20 protein-coding genes are annotated in these 19,712 nt (G+C 68.5%); 12 read left to right on the top strand and 8 right to left on the bottom strand.

Going from position 1 to position 19,712, the window contains the following annotated elements:
- Nucleotides 1-22: 22 nt before the first annotated feature.
- The 7 genes from A5711_RS25455 (at nt 23) to A5711_RS25425 (ending at nt 5,753) form a co-directional block, all read left to right on the top strand.
- Nucleotides 23-586 (top strand): TIGR00730 family Rossman fold protein, encoded by a 564-nt coding sequence (locus A5711_RS25455; protein WP_067203734.1) that lies wholly within the window; start codon nt 23-25, stop codon nt 584-586.
- A 68-nt stretch (nt 587-654) separates the two neighbouring features.
- Nucleotides 655-2,439, top strand: coding sequence for a long-chain-acyl-CoA synthetase FadD6 (gene fadD6, locus A5711_RS25450; RefSeq protein ID WP_067951377.1), 1,785 nt, complete (start codon nt 655-657; stop codon nt 2,437-2,439).
- Nucleotides 2,440-2,580: 141 nt separating this feature from the next.
- Nucleotides 2,581-3,405, top strand: a complete 825-nt coding sequence (folP, locus tag A5711_RS25445; protein ID WP_231987548.1) for a dihydropteroate synthase — start codon at nt 2,581-2,583, stop codon at nt 3,403-3,405.
- Nucleotides 3,402-4,397 (top strand): glucosyl-3-phosphoglycerate synthase, encoded by a 996-nt coding sequence (locus tag A5711_RS25440; protein ID WP_067951374.1) that lies wholly within the window; start codon nt 3,402-3,404, stop codon nt 4,395-4,397. Before folP ends, A5711_RS25440 begins: the two co-directional genes overlap by 4 nt.
- Nucleotides 4,398-4,447: 50 nt before the next feature.
- Nucleotides 4,448-4,795: a DivIVA domain-containing protein gene (locus tag A5711_RS25435; protein ID WP_067951372.1), complete on the top strand. Its 348-nt coding sequence runs from the start codon at nt 4,448-4,450 to the stop codon at nt 4,793-4,795.
- Between the two features lie 2 nt (nt 4,796-4,797).
- Nucleotides 4,798-5,376, top strand: a complete 579-nt coding sequence (locus tag A5711_RS25430; RefSeq protein WP_067951370.1) for a DNA-3-methyladenine glycosylase I — start codon at nt 4,798-4,800, stop codon at nt 5,374-5,376.
- Nucleotides 5,377-5,579: 203 nt separating this feature from the next.
- Nucleotides 5,580-5,753: a DUF3117 domain-containing protein gene (locus A5711_RS25425; RefSeq protein ID WP_003878471.1), complete on the top strand. Its 174-nt coding sequence runs from the start codon at nt 5,580-5,582 to the stop codon at nt 5,751-5,753.
- 21 nt (nt 5,754-5,774) lie between these two features.
- On the opposite strand, the gene glgA is transcribed toward A5711_RS25425, so the two are convergent.
- On the bottom strand, nt 5,775-6,938 hold the full coding sequence (gene glgA / locus A5711_RS25420; protein WP_067951369.1) for a glycogen synthase: 1,164 nt from the start codon (nt 6,936-6,938) through the stop codon (nt 5,775-5,777).
- Nucleotides 6,939-7,098: 160 nt separating this feature from the next.
- On the opposite strand from glgA, the gene glgC reads away from it, so the two are divergent.
- Complete coding sequence (glgC, locus tag A5711_RS25415; RefSeq protein WP_067951367.1) at nt 7,099-8,313, top strand: glucose-1-phosphate adenylyltransferase; 1,215 nt, start codon at nt 7,099-7,101, stop codon at nt 8,311-8,313.
- Between the two features lie 8 nt (nt 8,314-8,321).
- Here the strand turns inward: glgC and A5711_RS25410 are convergent, their stop codons facing one another.
- The 6 genes from A5711_RS25410 to A5711_RS25385 all read right to left on the bottom strand — a co-directional run bounded on the left by A5711_RS25410 (nt 8,322) and on the right by A5711_RS25385 (nt 14,845).
- The gene (locus tag A5711_RS25410; RefSeq protein ID WP_067951365.1) at nt 8,322-10,007 is read right to left on the bottom strand and encodes a CocE/NonD family hydrolase; all 1,686 of its coding nucleotides are present in this window, start codon (nt 10,005-10,007) and stop codon (nt 8,322-8,324) included.
- A gap of 30 nt (nt 10,008-10,037) precedes the next feature.
- Nucleotides 10,038-10,712 carry an isoprenylcysteine carboxylmethyltransferase family protein gene (locus A5711_RS25405; protein WP_067951363.1) on the bottom strand — a complete coding sequence of 225 codons (675 nt, stop codon included), beginning with the start codon at nt 10,710-10,712 and terminating at the stop codon, nt 10,038-10,040.
- Between the two features lie 7 nt (nt 10,713-10,719).
- Nucleotides 10,720-12,363, bottom strand: a complete 1,644-nt coding sequence (locus tag A5711_RS25400) for an ABC transporter permease (RefSeq protein WP_156745053.1) — start codon at nt 12,361-12,363, stop codon at nt 10,720-10,722.
- Nucleotides 12,360-13,274, bottom strand: coding sequence for an ABC transporter ATP-binding protein (locus A5711_RS25395; protein WP_067951397.1), 915 nt, complete (start codon nt 13,272-13,274; stop codon nt 12,360-12,362). Before A5711_RS25395 ends, A5711_RS25400 begins: the two co-directional genes overlap by 4 nt.
- Complete coding sequence (locus tag A5711_RS25390) at nt 13,264-13,902, bottom strand: TetR/AcrR family transcriptional regulator (RefSeq protein ID WP_067951361.1); 639 nt, start codon at nt 13,900-13,902, stop codon at nt 13,264-13,266. The genes A5711_RS25395 and A5711_RS25390 overlap by 11 nt, the downstream gene beginning before the upstream one ends.
- 274 nt (nt 13,903-14,176) lie before the next feature.
- On the bottom strand, nt 14,177-14,845 hold the full coding sequence (locus A5711_RS25385) for an O-methyltransferase (protein WP_067951393.1): 669 nt from the start codon (nt 14,843-14,845) through the stop codon (nt 14,177-14,179).
- A gap of 202 nt (nt 14,846-15,047) precedes the next feature.
- On the opposite strand from A5711_RS25385, the gene sigE reads away from it, so the two are divergent.
- From sigE to tatB, 4 genes are all read left to right on the top strand, one after another.
- Nucleotides 15,048-15,809 carry an RNA polymerase sigma factor SigE gene (gene sigE, locus A5711_RS25380; protein ID WP_067951358.1) on the top strand — a complete coding sequence of 254 codons (762 nt, stop codon included), beginning with the start codon at nt 15,048-15,050 and terminating at the stop codon, nt 15,807-15,809.
- A gap of 132 nt (nt 15,810-15,941) precedes the next feature.
- Nucleotides 15,942-16,340: an anti-sigma E factor RseA gene (gene rseA, locus A5711_RS25375; protein WP_067951357.1), complete on the top strand. Its 399-nt coding sequence runs from the start codon at nt 15,942-15,944 to the stop codon at nt 16,338-16,340.
- 181 nt (nt 16,341-16,521) lie between these two features.
- Nucleotides 16,522-18,036, top strand: a complete 1,515-nt coding sequence (locus A5711_RS25370; protein WP_067951355.1) for a S1C family serine protease — start codon at nt 16,522-16,524, stop codon at nt 18,034-18,036.
- Nucleotides 18,037-18,420, top strand: a complete 384-nt coding sequence (gene tatB / locus A5711_RS25365) for a Sec-independent protein translocase protein TatB (protein WP_067951353.1) — start codon at nt 18,037-18,039, stop codon at nt 18,418-18,420.
- 19 nt (nt 18,421-18,439) lie between these two features.
- On the opposite strand, the gene A5711_RS25360 is transcribed toward tatB, so the two are convergent.
- The gene (locus tag A5711_RS25360; protein WP_156745051.1) at nt 18,440-19,585 is read right to left on the bottom strand and encodes an Mrp/NBP35 family ATP-binding protein; all 1,146 of its coding nucleotides are present in this window, start codon (nt 19,583-19,585) and stop codon (nt 18,440-18,442) included.
- Between the last annotated feature and the right edge of the window lie 127 nt (nt 19,586-19,712).

Here is a 19,712-nt window from a genome sequence, read left to right as displayed (position 1 = left end):
AGCTTGGTCTACCTTTCGTTGTATGCGCCCGGAACGCGAGCCATCAGGCGACTGGGCGGTGTGCGTGTACTGCGCGTCCGGCCCGGAACATCCCGAATTGCTCGCGGTCGCTGCCGAACTCGGCGAGGCGATCGCCGAGCGCGGCTGGACTCTGGTGTGGGGCGGCGGCCGGGTGTCGGCGATGGGCGCGGTGGCAACCGCGGCGCGCGCCCGCGGCGGCCGGACCGTCGGCGTCATCCCGCAGGTCCTGATGCGCGTCGAAATCGCCGACACCGAAGCCGACGAGCTGATCGTCACCGAGACGATGCATGAACGCAAACACGTGATGGAAGAGCGCGCCGACGCGTTCATCGTGCTGCCCGGTGGCGTCGGCACCCTCGACGAGTTGCTGGACTCGTGGACCACGGGTTACCTCGGCCTGCATCGCAAACCCATCGTCATGCTGGATCCACTGGGGCATTACGAAGGCCTGTGGCTCTGGCTGTGCGGACTGCTCGACAGCGGGTACATCTCGCAGCCGGCGATGGACCGGTTGTTGCTGGTCGACAAGGTGAGCGCCGCCGTGGAGGCGTGTGCGCCCGATTGAGGCCGCCGGCCAGTTGGCGATCCCTACTAGGCTGTCCGCCGAGTTGCTTACAGGAATTGAGGGATGACGTGTCCGATCACGACGGCGGAGCGCGCACGGCGGTCAAACTGACCGATATCGCATCTCGGGCGCCCGGCTTGTTGGCCGATATGCCGGTGATCGTGCGCGGGGCGATGACCGGGCTGCTGGCCCAGCCGGGTTCGAAGAAATCGATCGGCACGGTGTTCCAGGAACGCGCGGCCCGCTACGGCGATCGGATCTTCTTGCGGTTCGGCGACCAGCAACTGACCTACCGCGACGCCAACGCCGCCGCGAACCGGTACGCCGCGGTGCTGGCGGCGCACGGCGTCGGCCACGGCGACGTCGTCGCGATCATGTTGCGCAACTCGCCCAACGCGGTGCTGACCATGCTGGCCGCGGTCAAATGCGGCGCGGTCGCCGGGATGCTGAACTACCACCAGCGCGGCGAGGTGCTGGCGCACAGCCTGGGCCTGCTGAAGGCCAAGGTGTTGGTCGCGGAGACGGACCTGGTCAGCGCGGTGGCCGAGTGCGGCGGCTCGGGCGACACCGAGACGATGACCGTGGAGGACCTGGAGCGGTTCGCCGCCAGCGCCCCGGCCACCAACCCGGCCTCGGTATCGGCCGTGCAGGCCAGGGACACCGCGTTCTACATCTTCACCTCGGGCACAACGGGATTCCCCAAGGCCAGCGTGATGACCCACCTGCGGTGGCTCAAGGCGCTCGCGGCGTTCGGCGGCATCGGGCTGCGGCTGAAGAGCTCCGACACGCTCTACAGTTGCCTGCCGCTGTACCACAACAACGCGCTGACGGTCGCGCTGTCGTCGGTGATCAACTCCGGGGCGACGCTGGCGCTGGGCAAGTCGTTCTCGGCGTCGAAGTTCTGGGACGAGGTCATCGCCGCCGAGGCGACGGCCTTCATCTACATCGGCGAGATCTGCCGGTACCTGCTCAACCAGCCGCGCAAGGTCACCGACCGCGCGCACCGGGTGCGGGTGATCGCCGGCAACGGTCTGCGGCCGGAGATCTGGGACGAGTTCACGAATCGGTTCGACATCGCTCGCGTCTGCGAGTTCTACGCCTCCAGCGAGGGCAACACCGCGTTCATCAACGTGTTCAACGTGCCGCGGACCACCGGCGTCTTCCCGATGCCGTTGGCCTACGTCGAGTACGACCCCGACACCGGAGCCCCGCTGCGCGACGACAACGGGCGGGTGCGCCGGGTGCCGGCGGGGGAGCCCGGCCTGCTGCTCAGCCCGGTCAACCGGCTGCAGCCGTTCGACGGCTACACCGACAAGGAGTCGAGCGAGAAGAAGCTGGTGCGCAACGCGTTCCGTGAGGGTGACGTGTGGTTCAACTCCGGTGACGTGATGAGCCCGCAGGGCATGGGCCACGCCGCGTTCGTCGACCGCCTCGGCGACACCTTCCGGTGGAAGGGCGAGAACGTCGCCACCACGCAGGTGGAGGCCGCGCTGGCGTCCGACGAGTCCGTGGAGGAATGCACCGTTTTCGGTGTCGAGATCCCCCGCACCGGCGGCCGCGCCGGCATGGCCGCGGTCAAGCTGCGCGACGGCGCGGACTTCGACGGCAAGTCGCTGGCCCGCGCCGTATACGGCCAGTTGCCCGCCTACGCGTTGCCGCTGTTCGTGCGGGTGGTCGAGTCGCTGGAGCACACCACGACGTTCAAAAGCCGGAAGGTCGAGTTGCGCGAACAGGCCTACGGGTCCGACATCAAGGATCCGCTGTACGTGCTGGCCGGCCGCGACGAGGGTTACGTGCCGTACTACGACGAATACCCCGATGAGGTGGCCGACGGGAAGCGCCCGCAGGGCTGAGCCCGCGCCGAGCGTGCGGCCCGCCGCACGTTCGGCGTCCAGTGTGCGGCTGGCCGCACGCTCGCGGACCAGACCAGGCACCATAGACAGGTGCAATCGACCCTGTGCGGCCGTCCGGTCGCCGGTGATCGCCCGCTGATCATGGCGATCGTCAACCGCACCCCCGACTCGTTCTACGACAAGGGTGCGACCTTCAGCGACGAGGCCGCCCGCGCCGCCGCGCACCGCGCCATCGCCGAGGGCGCCGACGTCATCGACGTCGGCGGGGTCAAGGCGGGCCCTGGCCAGGAAGTCGACACGCAAACCGAGCTCGCCCGATTGGTCCCGTTCATCGAGTGGCTGCGCGGCGCGTATCCGGACCAGCTGATCAGCGTCGACACCTGGCGCTCGGAGGTGGCCAAGGTGGCCTGCGCGGCCGGGGCAGACCTGATCAACGACACCTGGGGCGGCATCGACCCGGGCCTGGCCGAGGTCGCCGCGGAGTGCGGCGCGGGCCTGGTGTGCTCGCACACCGGCGGGGCGCTGCCCCGCACGCGGCCGTTCCGGGTGAGCTACGGAACCACCACACGAGGCGTCGTGGACGACGTTATTCGCCAGGTCACCGCCGCCGCGGAGCGCGCGGTCGCCTGCGGGGTGGCCCGCGACCGGGTGCTGATCGACCCGGCCCACGACTTCGGCAAGAACACCTTCCACGGGCTGCTGCTGTTGCGCCACCTGGGGGAACTTGTTAATACCGGTTGGCCCGTGCTCATGGCTTTGAGTAACAAGGACTTCGTCGGGGAGACTTTGGGTGTGGAATTGAGCGAGCGGCTGGAGGGAACGTTGGCGGCCACCGCGCTGGCGGCCGCCACCGGCGCCCGCATGTTTCGAGTGCACGAGGTCGCCGCGACCCGGCGGGTGCTGGAGATGGTGGCCTCCATCCAGGGGACACGCCCGCCGGCGCGCACGGTGAGGGGACTGGCATGACGGCATCCGACCTGGTCGGCGACCTCACCGACGACGCGGTGCTGGCCGCCCGGCCGGGCGACGCCTGGCTGTCCAACCGCAGCTGGAGCCGTCCGAGCTGGACGGTCGCAGAGCTCGAGGCCGCGAAGGCGGGGCGAACCATCTCGGTGGTGCTGCCGGCCCTCAACGAAGAAGAGACCATCGAATCGGTGGTCGAGAGCATCTCACCCCTGGTTGACGGGCTGGTGGACGAGCTGATCGTGCTGGATTCCGGTTCGACGGACGACACGGAAATCCGCGCCGTGGCCGCCGGCGCCCGGGTCGTCAGCCGTGAGCAGGCGTTGCCCGAGGTGCCGATCCGGCCCGGGAAGGGCGAGGCGCTGTGGCGCTCGCTGGCGGCCACCAGCGGTGACATCGTCGTGTTCGTCGACTCCGACCTGATCAATCCGAACCCGATGTTCGTGCCCTGGCTGGTCGGGCCGCTGCTCATGGGCGACGGCGTCCACCTGGTCAAGAGCTTCTACCGGCGGCCGCTCCAGGTCGGCGACGTCGGCGGCGCCGCGGGCGCCACCGGCGGTGGGCGGGTCACCGAACTGGTGGCCCGGCCGCTGCTCGCGGCGCTGCGGCCGGAGCTGGGCGGCATCCTGCAGCCGCTCGGCGGGGAGTACGCGGCGACTCGCGAACTGCTGACGTCGGTGCCGTTCGCGCCGGGCTACGGCGTCGAGATCGGTCTGCTGCTGGACACTTTCGACCGGTTGGGCTTGGGGGCCATCGCGCAGGTCAACCTGGGCGTGCGTGCGCACCGCAACCGGCCGCTGGCCGAGCTGGGTGCGATGAGCCGCCAGGTCATCGCGACCCTGCTCTCGCGCTGCGGGATTCCCGATTCCGGCGTCGGGTTGACGCAGTTCTTCGCCGTTGGCCCCGAAGGGCCCGATGGTCAGAGCTACACCCAGCACACCTCGCCGGTGTCGCTGGCGGACCGCCCGCCCATGAAGGTCCTGAGGCCGCGCTAAAGCCGCGCTGCGTGGTCGCGGTGTCGGTGGCATAGGGCAGTATCGACGACGTGGCGTTGGTGTTGCTTTACCTGGTGGTGCTGGTGCTGGTGGCGATCGTGCTGTTCGGCGCGGCGAGTCTGCTGTTCGGGCGCGGTGAGCAGTTGCCGCCCCTGCCCCGGGGGACGACCGCGACCGTGCTGCCGGCCTACGGCGTGACCGGCGCGGACGTCGACGCGGTCAAGTTCACCCAGGCGTTGCGTGGTTACAAGACCAGCGAGGTGGATTGGGTGCTGGACCGGCTCGCGCGCGAGCTGGAGGCGCTGCGCGGCCAGCTCGCCGCGGTGTCCGCCCCCGCATCTGCCGAGGACGATGTCCAACCCATGGAACCCGAGGGCGGCGAGGACCGTCAGGACTAGATGTGAGCGATGACGGGCTGGTTCGGTGTAGCTGGGCGGCCATCCGGCCCGGACCCGATTTCGAGTTGTACCGCGATTACCACGACCAGGAGTGGGGCCGCCCGGTGCACGACGGGGTGGCGCTGTTCGAGCGAATGAGCCTGGAGGCGTTCCAGAGTGGGCTGTCGTGGCTGATCATCCTGCGCAAACGGGAGAACTTCCGGCGCGCCTTCGCCGGGTTCGATTTCGAGCGGGTCGCGGGCTACACCGATGCGGACGTGCAGCGACTGATGGCGGACACGGGCATCGTGCGCAACCGGGCCAAGATCGACGCGACCATCGCCAACGCCCGCGCCGCCGCCGAACTGGGAACCCCGGCGGACCTCGCGGAGCTGCTGTGGTCCTTTGCGCCCGAACCGCGCCCCCGGCCGGCGGATGGCTCCGAAGTTCCCTCGGCTACACCGGAATCGAAGGCCATGGCGCGCGAGCTCAAGCGGCGCGGGTTCCGCTTCGTCGGGCCCACCACTGCCTATGCGCTGATGCAGGCGACCGGCATGGTCGACGACCATATCCGGGGTTGTTGGGTGCCTTCCCCCCGGTGACATGCGGCCGGGCAATCGGCGTTCAGCGGCCCCCGGCGCCCGGAGAACCGGGTCTTTGTTCAACTCGTGACCTGGATAGGGAACAATAGAGGGGTGATTTGGCAGGTCGATGTCGGGTATGGCTGGAAAATCGCTGGCGGGGCATGCTCGGCGCCGACCAGGTCTGCAACGGCGGACCAGCTCGAACCTGGAGGGAGCACTCGATGGCGGCGATGAAGCCCCGGACCGGCGACGGTCCTCTGGAAGCAACCAAGGAGGGGCGCGGCATCGTGATGCGGGTACCACTTGAGGGAGGTGGCCGCCTGGTCGTCGAGCTGACGCCCGACGAAGCCGCCGCCCTCGGTGACGAACTCAAGGGTGTCACGAGCTCCAGCTAAGGCCTGCCGGCGGACCGCGGGCTACGCGCACACCTTTCGGTAGATGTCCAGGGTTTGCTCGGCGACGCGGGCCCAGGAGAATTCCTCGACGCAGCGCTGGCGTCCCGCCTCGCCATACCGCTTCGCCTTTTCGGGGTCGGCGACGAGCGCGTTGACAGCGTCGGCCAGTCTGGTCTGGTAACCGGTCGGGTCTCCGGCGTCGTAATGGGCGAGCGAACCGGTCACCCCGTCGAGAACCACCTCGGGGATCCCGCCGACGTCGGAAGCCACCACGGCCGTCGCGCATGCCATCGCCTCCAGGTTCACGATGCCCAGCGGCTCGTACACCGAGGGGCAGACGAAAACCGTTGCCGCCGACAATATTTCACGTATCTCGCCGATCGGTAGCATCTCTCTGATCCAGAACACGCCCTGCCGGTCGTGGGCCAGCCGCGCCACCGCGGACCGAATCTCCTCGGCTATCTCCGGGGTGTCGGGGGCGCCCGCGCACAACACCACTTGCACCTCGGGGTCGAAATGGTGCGCCGCCGCCACCAAGTGTGCGACCCCCTTCTGCCGGGTGATCCGGCCGACAAACGCAACCGTGGGCCGGTCGGGGTCGACGCCGAGCTCGGCCAGCACGGACCCGGTGTGCGTCGGCCCGGCCGGATGCCACACGTCGGTGTCGACGCCATTGCGGATGACGTGCACGACGCTGGGATCCAGCGCGGGGTAGACGCGCAGGATGTCTTCGCGCATCGCGGAGCTGACCGCGATGACGGCGTCCGCCGCCTGCACCGCGGTGCGCTCCACCCACGTCGACACCTGGTAGCCGCCGCCGAGCTGTTCGGCCTTCCATGGCCGCAGCGGCTCGAGCGAATGCGCCGTCAGGACGTGGGGAATGTCGTAGAGCAGCGCTGCCAGATGACCGGCCATCCCGGTGTACCAAGTGTGCGAATGCACGACGGTGGCCGCCGACGCGGCGTTGGCCATCATCAGGTCCGCGGACAACGTCGACAGCGCGGGGTTGGCGCTCTGCAAGCGCGGATCGGATTGGTGCACGATGGCGTTCGGCCGCGGCGTGCCCATGCAGTGCACATCGACCGCGCACAATCGGCGCAGCTGGGCGACCAGTTCGGTGACATGTACACCGGCTCCCCCGTAGACCTCTGGTGGGTATTCCCGAGTCATCATCGCCACCCGCATACCCGCACGGTAGTTCGGTCGCGCGGAGGAGCGCGAGTCGGGGGCCGGGCAATCGGTGACCGGCTCGGCGGACCAAATACCTTGACGGACAGCCGCACAGAACACCGCCAATAGCGCCGTCCCTCTGGCAGCGCCTTGCGGCGGCCGATAGGTTTGAACCATGAGGGAAGCGCCACACGTGCTGGGCATTGTCCTGGCCGGCGGTGAGGGCAAGCGGCTGTATCCGCTGACCGCGGATCGGGCCAAGCCCGCGGTTCCCTTCGGCGGCGCCTATCGGCTGATCGACTTCGTGCTCTCCAACCTCGTCAATGCCCGCTACTTGAGGATCTGCGTTCTCACCCAGTACAAGTCGCATTCACTGGACCGTCACATTTCGCAGAATTGGCGGCTGTCCGGTCTGGCCGGTGAGTACATCACCCCCGTGCCCGCGCAGCAGCGCCTGGGCCCCCGCTGGTACACTGGCTCCGCCGACGCGATCTACCAGTCGCTCAATCTGATCTACGACGAAGACCCCGACTACATAGTCGTTTTCGGCGCCGACCACGTGTATCGGATGGACCCCGAGCAGATGGTCCAGTTCCACATCGAAAGCGGGGCCGGCGCAACGGTGGCCGGCATCCGCGTGCCGCGCGGCGAGGCCACCGCATTCGGGTGCATCGACGCCGACGATTCCGGCCGCATCCGCGATTTCGTGGAGAAGCCGTTGGATCCGCCCGGTACACCGGATGACCCCGAGGCCACGTTCGTGTCGATGGGCAACTACATCTTCACCACCAAGGTGCTCATCGACGCGATTCGCGCCGACGCCGACGACGACCACTCGGATCACGACATGGGCGGTGACATCATTCCGCGGTTGGTCGACGACGGTATGGCCGCGGTTTACGACTTCAAGGACAACGAGGTACCGGGCGCGACCGACCGCGACCGGGGTTACTGGCGTGACGTGGGGACGCTGGACGCGTTCTACGACGCGCACATGGACCTGGTCTCGGTGCATCCGGTGTTCAACCTCTACAACAAGCGCTGGCCAATCCGCGGTGAGTCCGAGAACCTGGCTCCGGCCAAGTTCGTCAATGGCGGGTCGGCGCAGGAGTCGGTCGTCGGCGCGGGCAGCATCATTTCGGCGGCTTCGGTGCGCAACTCGGTGCTGTCGTCCAACGTCGTGGTCGATGACGGCGCGATTGTGGAGGGCAGCGTGATCATGCCCGGCGCCCGGGTCGGCCGGGGCGCGGTGGTGCGCCACGCCATCCTGGACAAGAACGTCGTCGTCGGGCCCGGCGAGATGGTCGGCGTGGATCTCGAGAAGGACCGGGAGCGTTTCGCGATCAGCGCCGGCGGTGTGGTCGCGGTGGGCAAGGGCGTCTGGATCTAGAACCCGTGCTACCCGGGGATCTCCGGGATCAGCAGATGCGCGTCGTAGCGCGGGCCCCAGTGCAGCTTGACGCGGCCGCGCGGGGATCCGGCGTAGGCCGCCGGGAGTTGGCCGGTGAGCGGGTTCCGCGGGCACAACCAGCGCCCTGCGACCACCAATCGCAGCCGCTCACCGGCGCGGAACAGCGTCGCCGACGGGCCCAGCGCCACGTTGACCTCGACCACCTGGCGCGGGGCGACGGGCCGCGGGTCGACGCACGCCGCGACGGGTTCCCACGGCCGCGAGAGGTCGGGGTCCAGCGCGCGCAGCGCGACGCGCTGCCAACCGGTGCTCACCCGGTCGCGTCCGTAGCCGTAGGACCCTTCGAATCCGACAAACAGTTCGTCGCGCCACTTCTCCACGCCGACGAACAGGTTGGCGTCGTCACAGCCGTCCAGTTCGACCCACAGCCGCGCCGCCATCGGGCCGGTCAGCTCGATATCCGCGGGCACCGTCCAGCTGAATGCTGCTGCCCCGGAGCGGGTTTCGAATGCGATGCCACCTTCGGCCGACGGCCGCTGGGCGGCCAGCAGTCCGCCCTCGGCCAAATACATTGGCCGCCAACGGGTGCGCGCCAGCGGCCAGTCGGTCTCTTCGCGCACCGCCGCGATGGTGTCGCGGTCTTCGCGGACCTCGAGGCGGACGCTGCGGGAAGCGGGGGTCCCGTCCAGCACTCCGCGGAAGAACCTCAATTGCTCGGTCAGCGCGGGCTCGGAGTAGAAGGTCGCCCACTTGCCTGCGCGGTGGGTGTAGAGGCGGGCGTGGCGGGAGCCGGCGCGCGTGAACGCGCGGATCGAGCCGCGGCCATGCAAGTTGTTGTCGGAGAAGCTGCCGCACACCAGCATGGGCACGTCGATTGCCGAGAGGTCCGGGACCAGCGAGCGCCAGAACTCGTCGCGCAATGGGTGGGCGTCCTGCATCCGTTCCAGGTCGTAGGCCTGCCGGGTGTCGCGTCGCACGTTTCGCGACCACACCCTGGTGAACCCGGTCTCGCGAACGCCGCCCGGGAAGGTCAGGTCGCGGTAAGCGTCGGTGAAGCCTTCCCACGGGCAGATCGCCCGTAGCGCCGGTGGCCGCAGCGCCGCGACCGCGTACTGGCTGATGGCCAGGTACGACACCCCGAGCATGACGACCCGTCCGTCGCTCCACGGTTGTCCGGCGATCCACTGCACCAGGTCGTAGGTGTCCTCGGCCTCCTGACGCGACAACAGGTGCCCGGTGCCGTCGGAGCGGCCACAGCCGCGCGAGTCGGCATTGACCACGACGAAGCCCTGGGCGGTCCACCACGCGGGATCGGGTGCCTCCCAACCGGTCAGCGCCGAGAAGCGCACCTGTTGCGGCTGGCGCAGGATCCGGTACTGCACGGAGAACGTCCACCTGTTGCCGCGTCGTCTCGGCAGATTGTCCTTGCCGTAGGGGTGGATGCTGAGAATCACCGGCCGCGCACCGGCATCGGGATGCCGGAAAACGTTGGCCCGCAATACCGTTCCGTCGCGGGTCGGAACGCATACATCGCGTTCGACATCAAGGCCGGCTGGTGGATCGGTCACGGTGACGGGGGGCTTGGCGACGAGCCGTATTCGGCTCACCGCATACCGGAGCGCGCCGGGGCGCCGCCACGGCCTGTCCCGGGCGGGTGCGGGATTTCGGGCCACGCGAATACCCTAGGCGCGCCGGCGCGGCCGTTACCAGATCAAGGGCACCAACCGATAGCGCACCCGTTGCCGGTATTCGCGATATCCGGTCAACTCCTGGGTGAGCAGCGTTTCCTCGTCGAGGATACGGAGGGCGAGCAGGACGCAGCCCGGAATGACCAACAGCAGTGCCCAATAGGAGCCGAGCCCCAACGGCATGCCGATCATCATGATCACGTTTCCGACATACATCGGGTGGCGTACGAACCGGTAGAGACCGTCGGATACCAGCGTCTGCCCCGACTCCACTGTGATAGTGGCTGCGGCGTAACTGTTTTGGACGATCACCAGCATGGCGATTCCGAGTCCCACCGCCACCAGGACATCACCGAGCACGGACAGCCACGCCGGTACGGACGACCAGCCGAACCGGTGATCGAGCGCGCTGAGCACCATCACCCCGAACAGCACCAGGAACGAGCCGGTGATGATGAACTTCTGGGTCGCCCGGGGTTCGGCGCGGGGGCCCGCGTTCATGCGGCGCTGCAGGGCCGCGGGATTGTTCCGCGCCAGGTAGACGACGGGGATGAGCGTTGCCGCCATGAACACGGCGATGAAAACCCATGCCTGCCAATAACGGAACGTGCCGGCGGGCAGGAAGAGGATCAAGCCGAAAGACAGGAATCCCGAGATCGATCGCACCGTCACGCGAATACCGGTTTTCATGGCGCTCCTAACCACGCAGATCGCGGCGTCGGAAGCCCATGACACCGAGGGTAACGAGTGCGGCGTCGATGGCCAATAGCCACAGCAGCGGCGTGGCGGTGAAATCCGCGCCGACCCGGGGGATATGGGCGAACGGTTCCAGGTCGAGCAGCCATTGCGAGAACCCGGCCAACGAACCGATCAGGTACAGGGCGATGAAACCGACCAGAACGCCCCAGGCCACGGGTGTGAATCGTGGTGCCAGACCGAACAAGCCGACCGTCACCGCCGACAACAACCAGACCGCGGGCAGTTGCACGGCCGCACTTGCCACCACGACGGCCACTTTGCCGCCAAGGTCACCGGCGGCGGCGCCGTAGACCAGGCCGCCGGCCAAACCGCTGGCCAGCATCGCCACCGAGGATCCGAGCAATGCCGCCAGCAGGTGACTGGCCAGCCAGCGGTCTCTCGACACCGCACCAGCCAGCGTCGCTTCGGCGCGCTGGCCCGCTTCCTCCTGGTGCAATCGCAACGTCAGCGAGACGGCGAATGCGGCGGCCGCCATCCCCATCATGGTGAACGCGACGGCGATGAAGGCTTCCTCCAAAGCGCTGGTGCCGCCCATCCGGACGACGATGTCGCGGGCGGCGTTGCTGCCGCCGAGTTCGTCGCCGATGCCGTGCACCACACTGCCCATCAGGACGCCATAGAGGCACAGCCCCACGGTCCAGAGCAGGAGCGCTCCACGGTCCAATCGCCATGCCAGCCCGAACACATTGCCCAGCGCGGGCGCGGCGGATCCTGGGCCGGGGCGTTCGGCGAGGAGCCCGGCACCGACGTCACGGCCGGCGAGCAGCCGGTATGCCACCGCGGTGAGCGCGACGGCGGTCGTCAGATGCAGCGTCAGCACGGACCAGTGATCGCCCGCGTAGGGCCGGACCTGCAGCGACCATCCCAACGGCGAGAGCCATGACAGCGCACCGGAACCGGCGTCGCCGACGGCGCGCAGCGTGAAGGCGGCCGCCAGAACCGCGAACGCGGCGCCGCGCGCGAAGCGTGCGCTTGGGGACAGTTGCGCGGTCACCGCGGCGACGGCGGTGAACACCAGGCCGGAGCAGGCCAGCGCCGCACCGAAAGCGAGCGACCCGCCGGCGGGGACGTCGGTGGTGAGCAGTCCCGCCGCGCCGATCACGCCGGTGGCGATGGAGGCCCCGAACGACAACAACAGTGCGGCGGTGAGGCTGGCATAGCGACCGACGGCGGTCGAGTCCACGAGCTCGGTTCGGCCCGCCTCCTCATCGCCCCGGGTGTGCCGGACGACGGTCAGGATGACGGCCACCGCGATCAGCAGGTGGAACATCCCGGCCTTCCAAATGCCAACCGCCCCAAGGCTGTCGTTGTAGACCTGCCCGTAGAGCGCGCGCTGCGCTGGGCTCGCCATGATGGACGCAGCGAATCCGGCCCGGGCGGCCTGGGTGGGGTAGACCTTTTCAATGCTGCCGACGTACACCGTTGCCAGTGGCACCGACAGCAGGAACACCCACAGCGGCAGCGAGATTCGGTCGCGGCGCAAGTAGAGCCGCAGCATCCCCAGCGTTCCGGAGAAGTTCGAGCCGCGTTGCGGCGCGGGGTACGCCGGGCGGTGCGAGCGATCCAAGGTTGCGGTGCTCATGATGCCGAAACCTTGTCCGTCGTGTCGTAGTGGCGCAGAAAGAGTTCCTCGAGTGTCGGCGGCTGGCTGACGAGGCTACGCACACCGGCGTCGCCGAGTGCCCGGATGAGTTCCCCGAGGCTTTCGCCGTCGACCTGAGCGCGCAGGATGGTGCCCTCGACGCTGACGTCCTCGACGCCCTTGATGCGAGTGAGGTCGCCGGGGTCGCCGGTCATTTCGGCCTTGATCGAGGTGCGGCTGAGGTGCCGCATCGAGTCCAGGGTGCCGCTTTCGACGGCCTTGCCCGCCCGGATGATGGTCACCCTTTCGCACAGAGCTTCAGTCTCGGCCAGGATGTGACTGGACAACAACACCGTTGCGCCGCGATCGCGCGCCTCGGCAACGCACTGCTGAAAGACGTTCTCCATCAACGGGTCCAGACCACTGCTGGGCTCGTCCAACAGCAAAAGGCGGGCCCGCGACGAGAACGCGGAGATCAGCGAAACCTTTTGCCGGTTGCCCTTCGAATAGGTCCGCGCCTTTTTGTGCGGATCGAGGTCGAAGCGCTCGATCAGCTCGTCGCGACGCGTGCGGTCGATGCCGCCGCGCATGCGGGCCAGCAGGTCGATGGTCTCGCCGCCGGTCAGCGTCGGCCATAGCGTCACATCGCCGGGCACATAGGCGATCTGGCGGTGCAGTGCGACCGCGTCGGTCCACGGGTCGCCGCCCAGCAGCCGCACGGTGCCGCCGTCCGCCTTGACCAGACCGAGCAGGATGCGGATGGTCGTCGACTTCCCAGCACCGTTGGGGCCGAGGAAGCCGTGCACTTCGCCTTCGCGCACGGTCAGGTCGAGGCCGTCCAACGCCCGCACCGATCCGAAATTCTTTGTCAAGTGGCGGATTTCGATGGGCGCGACATTGTCAACTGGCATGGTTTTCTCCTTGATCATCTGCGGCCAGGAATGCGTCGTACATGGTGCGGTCGACCATCAATCCTTCGGTGTAGATCTCCAGCGCGGGCAGCACCATGTCGCGGGCGTAGTCGCGAAGGACCGCGCGGATGTCCGTTGGTGTCTCGTGCATCTGCAGATAGAGCAAGAAGCCGCCGCCCCCGGTGATGCCCAGATACCGGGCCCGGGCGCGCGGGTCCCGACTGGGCTTTATGGTGCCCGCCCGAACGCCCTCGTCCAGGTACCCTTCGGCGTTGTCGATCATCCTGCGCCACAACATGTTTGCCAGTTCGCCGCCCGACTGCATGCTGCGAACCAGGTAGGCCATCATCGGTGCGTACGACTCGATCTCGGCCATCTGAGCGAACCAGGTGGCCGGATCGTTCGACTTGAGCGCCTCGGACTTGCTGTTGCGGATCTCTTCGGCGATGTAGTCGTCACACGCCTTGCGCAGGCCCTCCTTGGAGCCGAAGTGGTGAATGACCAGCGCTGCGCTCACCCCCGCCGCCTCGGCGATCGCGCGCAGCCCCACGCCGAACCCGCGCTCGCCGAACTGCTCGATGGCCGCGTCCCGGATCCGGGCGGCGGCGGTCAGGTCGGCTGAACGCATGTTCAGTACACTAAACGCATGTTCAGTCTCGAGTCAAGGAGGCACGGCGTCAAGAATTCGTAAACGGGTCAGTGGCGATCGCAAGCGCGGCGTTGCCGGGCGCGGCGGGTCGCCACCATCGGGTCAGTGGCGATCGCAAGCGCGGCGTTGCCGGGCGCGGCGGGTCGCCACCATCGGGTCAGTGGCGATCGCAAGCGCGGCGTTGCCGGGCGCGGCGGGTCGCCACCATCGGGTCAGTGGCGACCGCAGACGCCGCGGGTCGCCACCGCTTGAATCAGTCGCGCACCGCGGCCAAAATGCCGTCGCCGAGCGGAATCAGGGCCGGGGTGAGCCGCTCGTCCTCGGCGATCAGTCGCGCCGCTTCCCGCACCGCGACCACCTCGGCGTCGCGGGCGGCGGGATCGCCGGCTCGCCCGCCGAGGGCGGCGCGGTGTACCACGATGACGCCGCCGGATCGCAGCAGCCGCACGCCCTCCACGACGTAATCCGGCTGGTCAACCGGATCCGCGTCCACGAACACCAGGTCGTAGGACTCGTCGGCGAGGCGGGTGAGGACCTCTTGGGCACGGCCGCTGATCAGCCGGGTGCGCGACGGCCCGATGCCGGCTTCGGAGAAGGCCTGCTTGGCGAGCCGCAGATACTCGGGCTCGATGTCGATCGTCGTCAGCACGCCGTCGTCGCTCATGCCGGACAGCAACCAGAGCCCACTGACCCCCGCGCCGGTACCCACTTCCGCGACGGCCTTCCCGCCGCTGAGCTTGGTCAGCAGGCTCAGCAGCGCGCCCACCGCGGGCGTGACCGCGCCCGCGCCGATGTCCACGGCACGCTCGCGGGCGGCCGCGAGCAACGAGTCTTCGGAGATCGACCCCTCGGCGTGCGCGGACAGGGATTCGGCTCGACTGGGCGCCGGCTGGCCGGGGGTTTCTGCGTCGGTGCCGTCCATGCCCGCAGCGTATTCCACTTCGCCGCGCACCCCCGCATGGCGCGCCTAAGCTGCACCGTTACGACACGCCCGGCGAAGCCGCTGCGTTTAAGCTCACGCCGCGGCGGATATCTCCTGCACAGCGCTGGTAACAATACGGTTTCTCAGCCTGAGCTCAGACTGCTCATATATCGCACATACGCCGATGCGCGACGGTGTCCCTATGGATCGCGGAGCGCGTTGGCACGGGAATACGGACTGGCGGCTACGTGTTGCCGTCGGTGACGACTTGTCGCTTTTCGGCAGGACGGATTCGGAGGAATCGATCATCACCACGCTTTTGGGCCCCACCAGCATGTCGCACGCGCAGGACTGCCCCACGGACGAGTGGGTGGAGCAGTCCGACGGCTTGCAAGGCACCGCGGTATTCGACGCGACCGGGGACAAGTCCACGATGCCCTCGTGGGACGAGCTTGTGCGTCAGCACGCCGATCGGGTGTACCGGCTGGCCTACCGCCTCTCCGGTAATCAGCACGACGCCGAGGACCTCACTCAGGAGACCTTCATCCGGGTTTTCCGGTCGGTGCAGAACTATCAGCCCGGCACGTTCGAAGGCTGGTTGCACCGCATCACCACCAACCTGTTCCTCGACATGGTCCGCCGGCGCGCCCGCATCCGGATGGAGGCGCTGCCCGAGGATTACGAACGGGTGCCCGCGGACGAGCCCAACCCCGAGCAGATCTACCACGATTCACGGCTCGGGCCGGATCTGCAGGCGGCTTTGGATTCGCTGCCCCCGGAGTTCCGCGCCGCGGTCGTGCTGTGCGACATCGAGGGCCTGTCCTACGAGGAGATCGGCGCGACGCTGGGCGTGAAGCTCGGGACCGTGCGCAGCCGCATCCACCGCGGACGTCAGGCGCTGCGCGACTACCTGGCCGCCCACCCCGGTGCCGGCCAGGGGGCGCTGCACGCAGAGTCGGCGTAGCCGGCGAACGCCCGAACCGACACGTTCGGGTCGCCGCCCGGATGTGAGCCGGCAGTTTTGTGGTCTTGAGATGCGCTATTGCGCACCCCTCGCGCTACATTCGAGGGGTAGGCGCTACGAAAGGACCCGGTGATGCCCGATCGAGGAGGACACCTCTTCCGCCGCGCGTTCTCCTGGCTTCCCGCACAGTTCGCCTCCCAGAGCGATGCGCCCGTCGGCGCGCCGCGCCAGTTCGGTTCGACCGAGCACCTTTCCGTCGAAGCCATCGCGGCGTTCGTCGACGGTGAGCTGCGGATGAACGCGCACCTTCGCGCGGCGCACCACCTGTCGCTGTGCCCGGAGTGCGCGGCCGAGGTAGACGATCAGAGCCGCGCCCGTGCGGCGCTGCGCGACTCGCACCCGATCCGTATCCCCAGCGCGCTGCTCGGGATGCTCGCCGAGATTCCCTACGAATCGCCCGATGACATGACCACCCGGGCGTCCGACCGTTTTGCTGAGCGCGACGCCCGTGAGCAGCGCAAGCGCCCGTAGCTCGACACCCTCTCGCCGAAGTCCCCATGGTTGATCTCGCCGAAATTTGCGCACCCCGCCCGTGCGCTCATGAGCGGCCAGCGCCGAACCGTGGATACTAGGGTGGACACGAACGGTGTCGGGTGTATCGCCCGGTGATGGGCTAGTTCGAGCGCTCAAGAAGAGGATCCAAAGGGGTAACGTGACCTCCGATCAAGGCAACGACAGCGGCAAGAACAGCGGCAACCGCTTAGCGCCGCGCCCCATCTCCCGCCCGCCGGTCGACCCCGCATCGCGTCAACTGTTCAGCCGTCCCGACGGGCTGCGCGGATCCTTCGTGGCCGACCGCGTCCGCCCACAGAAGTATCGCGACCAGGCCGACTTCCGCCCGCACGAAGAACCGGCCGATCCGGTCCTTCAAGAGGCGTTCAGTCGCCCGGTCGGCAGCCCCGACTCGCTGCAGCGCCACCCCGTCGACGCCGGTGCGCTGGCCGCCGAGAAAAACGGTGCCGAGCCCGACGAGCTCGACGATCCCTGGCGAGACCCGTCGGCGGCCGCGGCGCTGGGCACTCCGGCGGTCGCCCCATCGGGACCGCGGGGGCCCCGGGGCTACGGCGGCAAGCTCGGTGTGCGCGACGTGCTGTTCGGCGGCAAGGTGTCTTACCTGGCGCTGCTGGTCTTGCTGCTAATCGCGCTGCTCATCGGGGTGATCGGCGGGGTGGTCGGCCGCAAGACGGCCGAGGTCGCCGAGGCGTTCACCACCTCGAAGGTGACGCTGTCGACCAACGGCAACGGTGAAGGGCCGGCGGGTCGCTTCGCCAAGGTGGCCGCGGCGACCGCCAACGCGGTGGTGACCATCGAGTCCAAGAGCGACCAAGAGGGCTTGCAGGGCTCCGGCGTCGTGGTCGACGGTCGCGGCTACATCATCACGAACAACCACGTGATCTCCGAGGCGGCCAACAACCCCAGCCAGTTCAAGACGACCGTGGTGTTCAACGACGGCAAGGAAGTGCCCGCCAATCTGGTGGGGCGCGACCCCAAGACCGACCTTGCCGTGCTCAAGGTCGACAACGTCGACAATCTGAGCGTGGCCCGGTTCGGTGACTCGGACAAGGTGCGCGTCGGCGACGAGGTCCTTGCGGCGGGTGCGCCGCTCGGACTGCGCAGCACCGTGACCCACGGCATCATCAGTGCGCTGCACCGTCCCGTCCCGTTGTCGGGGGAGGGCTCCGACACCGACACCGTCATCGACGCTCTGCAGACCGACGCATCGATCAATCACGGCAACTCCGGAGGCCCGCTGATCGACATGGATTCGCAGGTGATCGGCATCAACACCGCGGGTAAGTCCTTGTCCGACAGTGCAAGTGGGCTGGGCTTCGCCATCCCGATCGACGAGGCGAAGACGGTGGCCGACACGCTTATCAAAGACGGCAAGATCGTGCACCCGACGCTCGGGATCAGCACCCGGTCGGTGAGCAACGCCATCGCCTCCGGCGCCCAGGTTGCCAACGTGAAGGCGGGCAGCCCCGCGCAGAAGGGCGGCATCCTGGAGAACGACGTCATCGTCAAGGTCGGTAACCGCGGGGTCGCCGACTCCGACGAGTTCGTCGTCGCCGTGCGCCAGCTGACCATCGGCCAGGACTCGCCGATCGAGGTCGTCCGCGACGGCCGGCATGTCACCCTGACCGTCAAGCCCGATCCCGACGGCAGCTAGATGTTCGGCAGCCTGAGCTGGGAGCACATCCTGGTCCTCGTCGTGGTCGGGCTGGTGGTCCTCGGGCCGGAGCGGCTTCCCGGGGCCATCCGCTGGACGTCGACCGCGCTGCGGCAGGCCCGTGACTACCTCAGTGGGGTGACCACTCAGCTGCGCGAAGACCTCGGGCCCGAGTTCGACGATCTGCGGGTTCCGCTGAGCGAGTTGCAGAGGCTGCGGGGGATGACGCCGCGCGCCGCGCTGACCAAGCACCTGCTGGACGGCGACGATTCCTTCCTCACCGGGAACTTCGACAGGCCGGCGAATGGCCATCCGCCAGCGCCACCGGTTCCCGCGCCACGGCCCGTGGAAGGCCCGGCGCCCTTCGACGCCGACGCGACCTAGTCGGTCGACTCCGTCAGACCTAACGCCGCGTCGGATCGAGTCCGAGCGACACACCCGCCAATCCACGCCGTCGCGATGACAGGTTGTCGGCCACGCTGCGCAGCTCCTTGCCCGCCGGGGAGTCGGGGGCGCTCAGAACGATCGGGGTGCCCGAATCGCCCGCGGCCACCAGCGCGGGGTCCAGCGGGATCTGACCCAGCAGCGGCACGTCGGCACCGACTGCTCGGGACAAGCGGTCGGCCACCTGACGTCCGCCGCCCTCACCAAACACCTGCATCGTCGAGCCGTCCGGCAGCGTGAGGCCCGACATGTTCTCCACCACGCCGGCGACGCGCTGCCGGGTTTGCATCGCGATGCTGCCCGCCCGCTCGGCGACCTCGGCGGCGGCCAGCTGCGGCGTCGTCACGACCATGAGCTCGGCGCTCGGGATCAGCTGAGCCACCGAGATGGCGATGTCGCCGGTGCCCGGCGGCAGGTCCAGCAACAGGACATCCAGGTCGCCCCAATAGACGTCGGCCAGGAACTGTTGCAACGCCCGGTGCAGCATGGGCCCGCGCCACACCACGGGTGTGTTGCCCTCGGTGAACTGGGCGATCGAGATGACCTTCACCTCGTGGGCGATCGGCGGCAGGATCATCGACTCGACCTGGGTCGGCCGGTCGCTGGTGCCCATCATCCGGGGGATGGAGTGGCCGTGGATGTCGGCGTCCAGTACGCCGACCGACAGTCCGCGGGCCGCCATCGCGGCGGCGAGGTTGACCGTGACGGTGGACTTGCCCACTCCGCCCTTCCCGGACGCGACCGCATAGACCCGCGTCAGCGAGTTTGGCTGGGCGAAGGGGATGACGGGCTCGCGGGCATCGCCGCGCAACTGCTTGCGCAATTCGGTGCGCTGCTCGTCGTTCATCACGTCCAGGGTCACCTTCACCGCGCCGGTGCCCGGAACGTCGGAGACCGCGTCGGTGACCCGATCGGTGATTTCGGTCTTCTTCGGGCAGGCGGCGGTGGTCAGGTAGATCGCCACGTGCACGGCACCGTCGGGCTCGGTGTCAATGCTCTTGACCATCCCGAGTTCGGTGATCGGGCGGCGTAGTTCGGGGTCGATCACCTTCCCCAGTGCGGTGCGGATTGCTGCGCTCAAATCGGCAGTGTCATGACGAGACATCACCGCCGAGTGTAGGCGCGCAGGATCGGGGCCGTGTGGCGGCTCAGCCGCCCGCGGCCGGACCCGGCGGCTTGGGGGCCGCCGCGTTCGGCGGGCCGGCCGGCTTGGGCGCCGCCCCGCCGTGGGC

The organism is Mycobacterium sp. E2238 (assembly GCF_001672665.1).
Lineage (GTDB): Bacteria > Actinomycetota > Actinomycetes > Mycobacteriales > Mycobacteriaceae > Mycobacterium.
Note: the sequence above shows the minus strand (reverse complement) of the source record. Positions and strands in the feature narration are given on the sequence as shown.

Coding starts and splice junctions, on each gene's coding strand:
- A5711_RS25455 (WP_067203734.1), top strand. CDS start 23: ATGCGCCCGGAACGCGAGCCATCAGGCGACTGGGCGGTGTGCGTGTAC.
- folP (WP_231987548.1), top strand. CDS start 2,581: ATGGCGATCGTCAACCGCACCCCCGACTCGTTCTACGACAAGGGTGCG.
- A5711_RS25440 (WP_067951374.1), top strand. CDS start 3,402: ATGACGGCATCCGACCTGGTCGGCGACCTCACCGACGACGCGGTGCTG.
- A5711_RS25425 (WP_003878471.1), top strand. CDS start 5,580: ATGGCGGCGATGAAGCCCCGGACCGGCGACGGTCCTCTGGAAGCAACC.
- glgA (WP_067951369.1), bottom strand. CDS start 6,938: ATGCGGGTGGCGATGATGACTCGGGAATACCCACCAGAGGTCTACGGG.
- glgC (WP_067951367.1), top strand. CDS start 7,099: ATGAGGGAAGCGCCACACGTGCTGGGCATTGTCCTGGCCGGCGGTGAG.
- A5711_RS25405 (WP_067951363.1), bottom strand. CDS start 10,712: ATGAAAACCGGTATTCGCGTGACGGTGCGATCGATCTCGGGATTCCTG.
- A5711_RS25400 (WP_156745053.1), bottom strand. CDS start 12,363: ATGAGCACCGCAACCTTGGATCGCTCGCACCGCCCGGCGTACCCCGCG.
- A5711_RS25395 (WP_067951397.1), bottom strand. CDS start 13,274: ATGCCAGTTGACAATGTCGCGCCCATCGAAATCCGCCACTTGACAAAG.
- A5711_RS25390 (WP_067951361.1), bottom strand. CDS start 13,902: ATGCGTTCAGCCGACCTGACCGCCGCCGCCCGGATCCGGGACGCGGCC.
- A5711_RS25385 (WP_067951393.1), bottom strand. CDS start 14,845: ATGGACGGCACCGACGCAGAAACCCCCGGCCAGCCGGCGCCCAGTCGA.
- sigE (WP_067951358.1), top strand. CDS start 15,048: ATGGATCGCGGAGCGCGTTGGCACGGGAATACGGACTGGCGGCTACGT.
- rseA (WP_067951357.1), top strand. CDS start 15,942: ATGCCCGATCGAGGAGGACACCTCTTCCGCCGCGCGTTCTCCTGGCTT.
- tatB (WP_067951353.1), top strand. CDS start 18,037: ATGTTCGGCAGCCTGAGCTGGGAGCACATCCTGGTCCTCGTCGTGGTC.
- A5711_RS25360 (WP_156745051.1), bottom strand. CDS start 19,585: ATGTCTCGTCATGACACTGCCGATTTGAGCGCAGCAATCCGCACCGCA.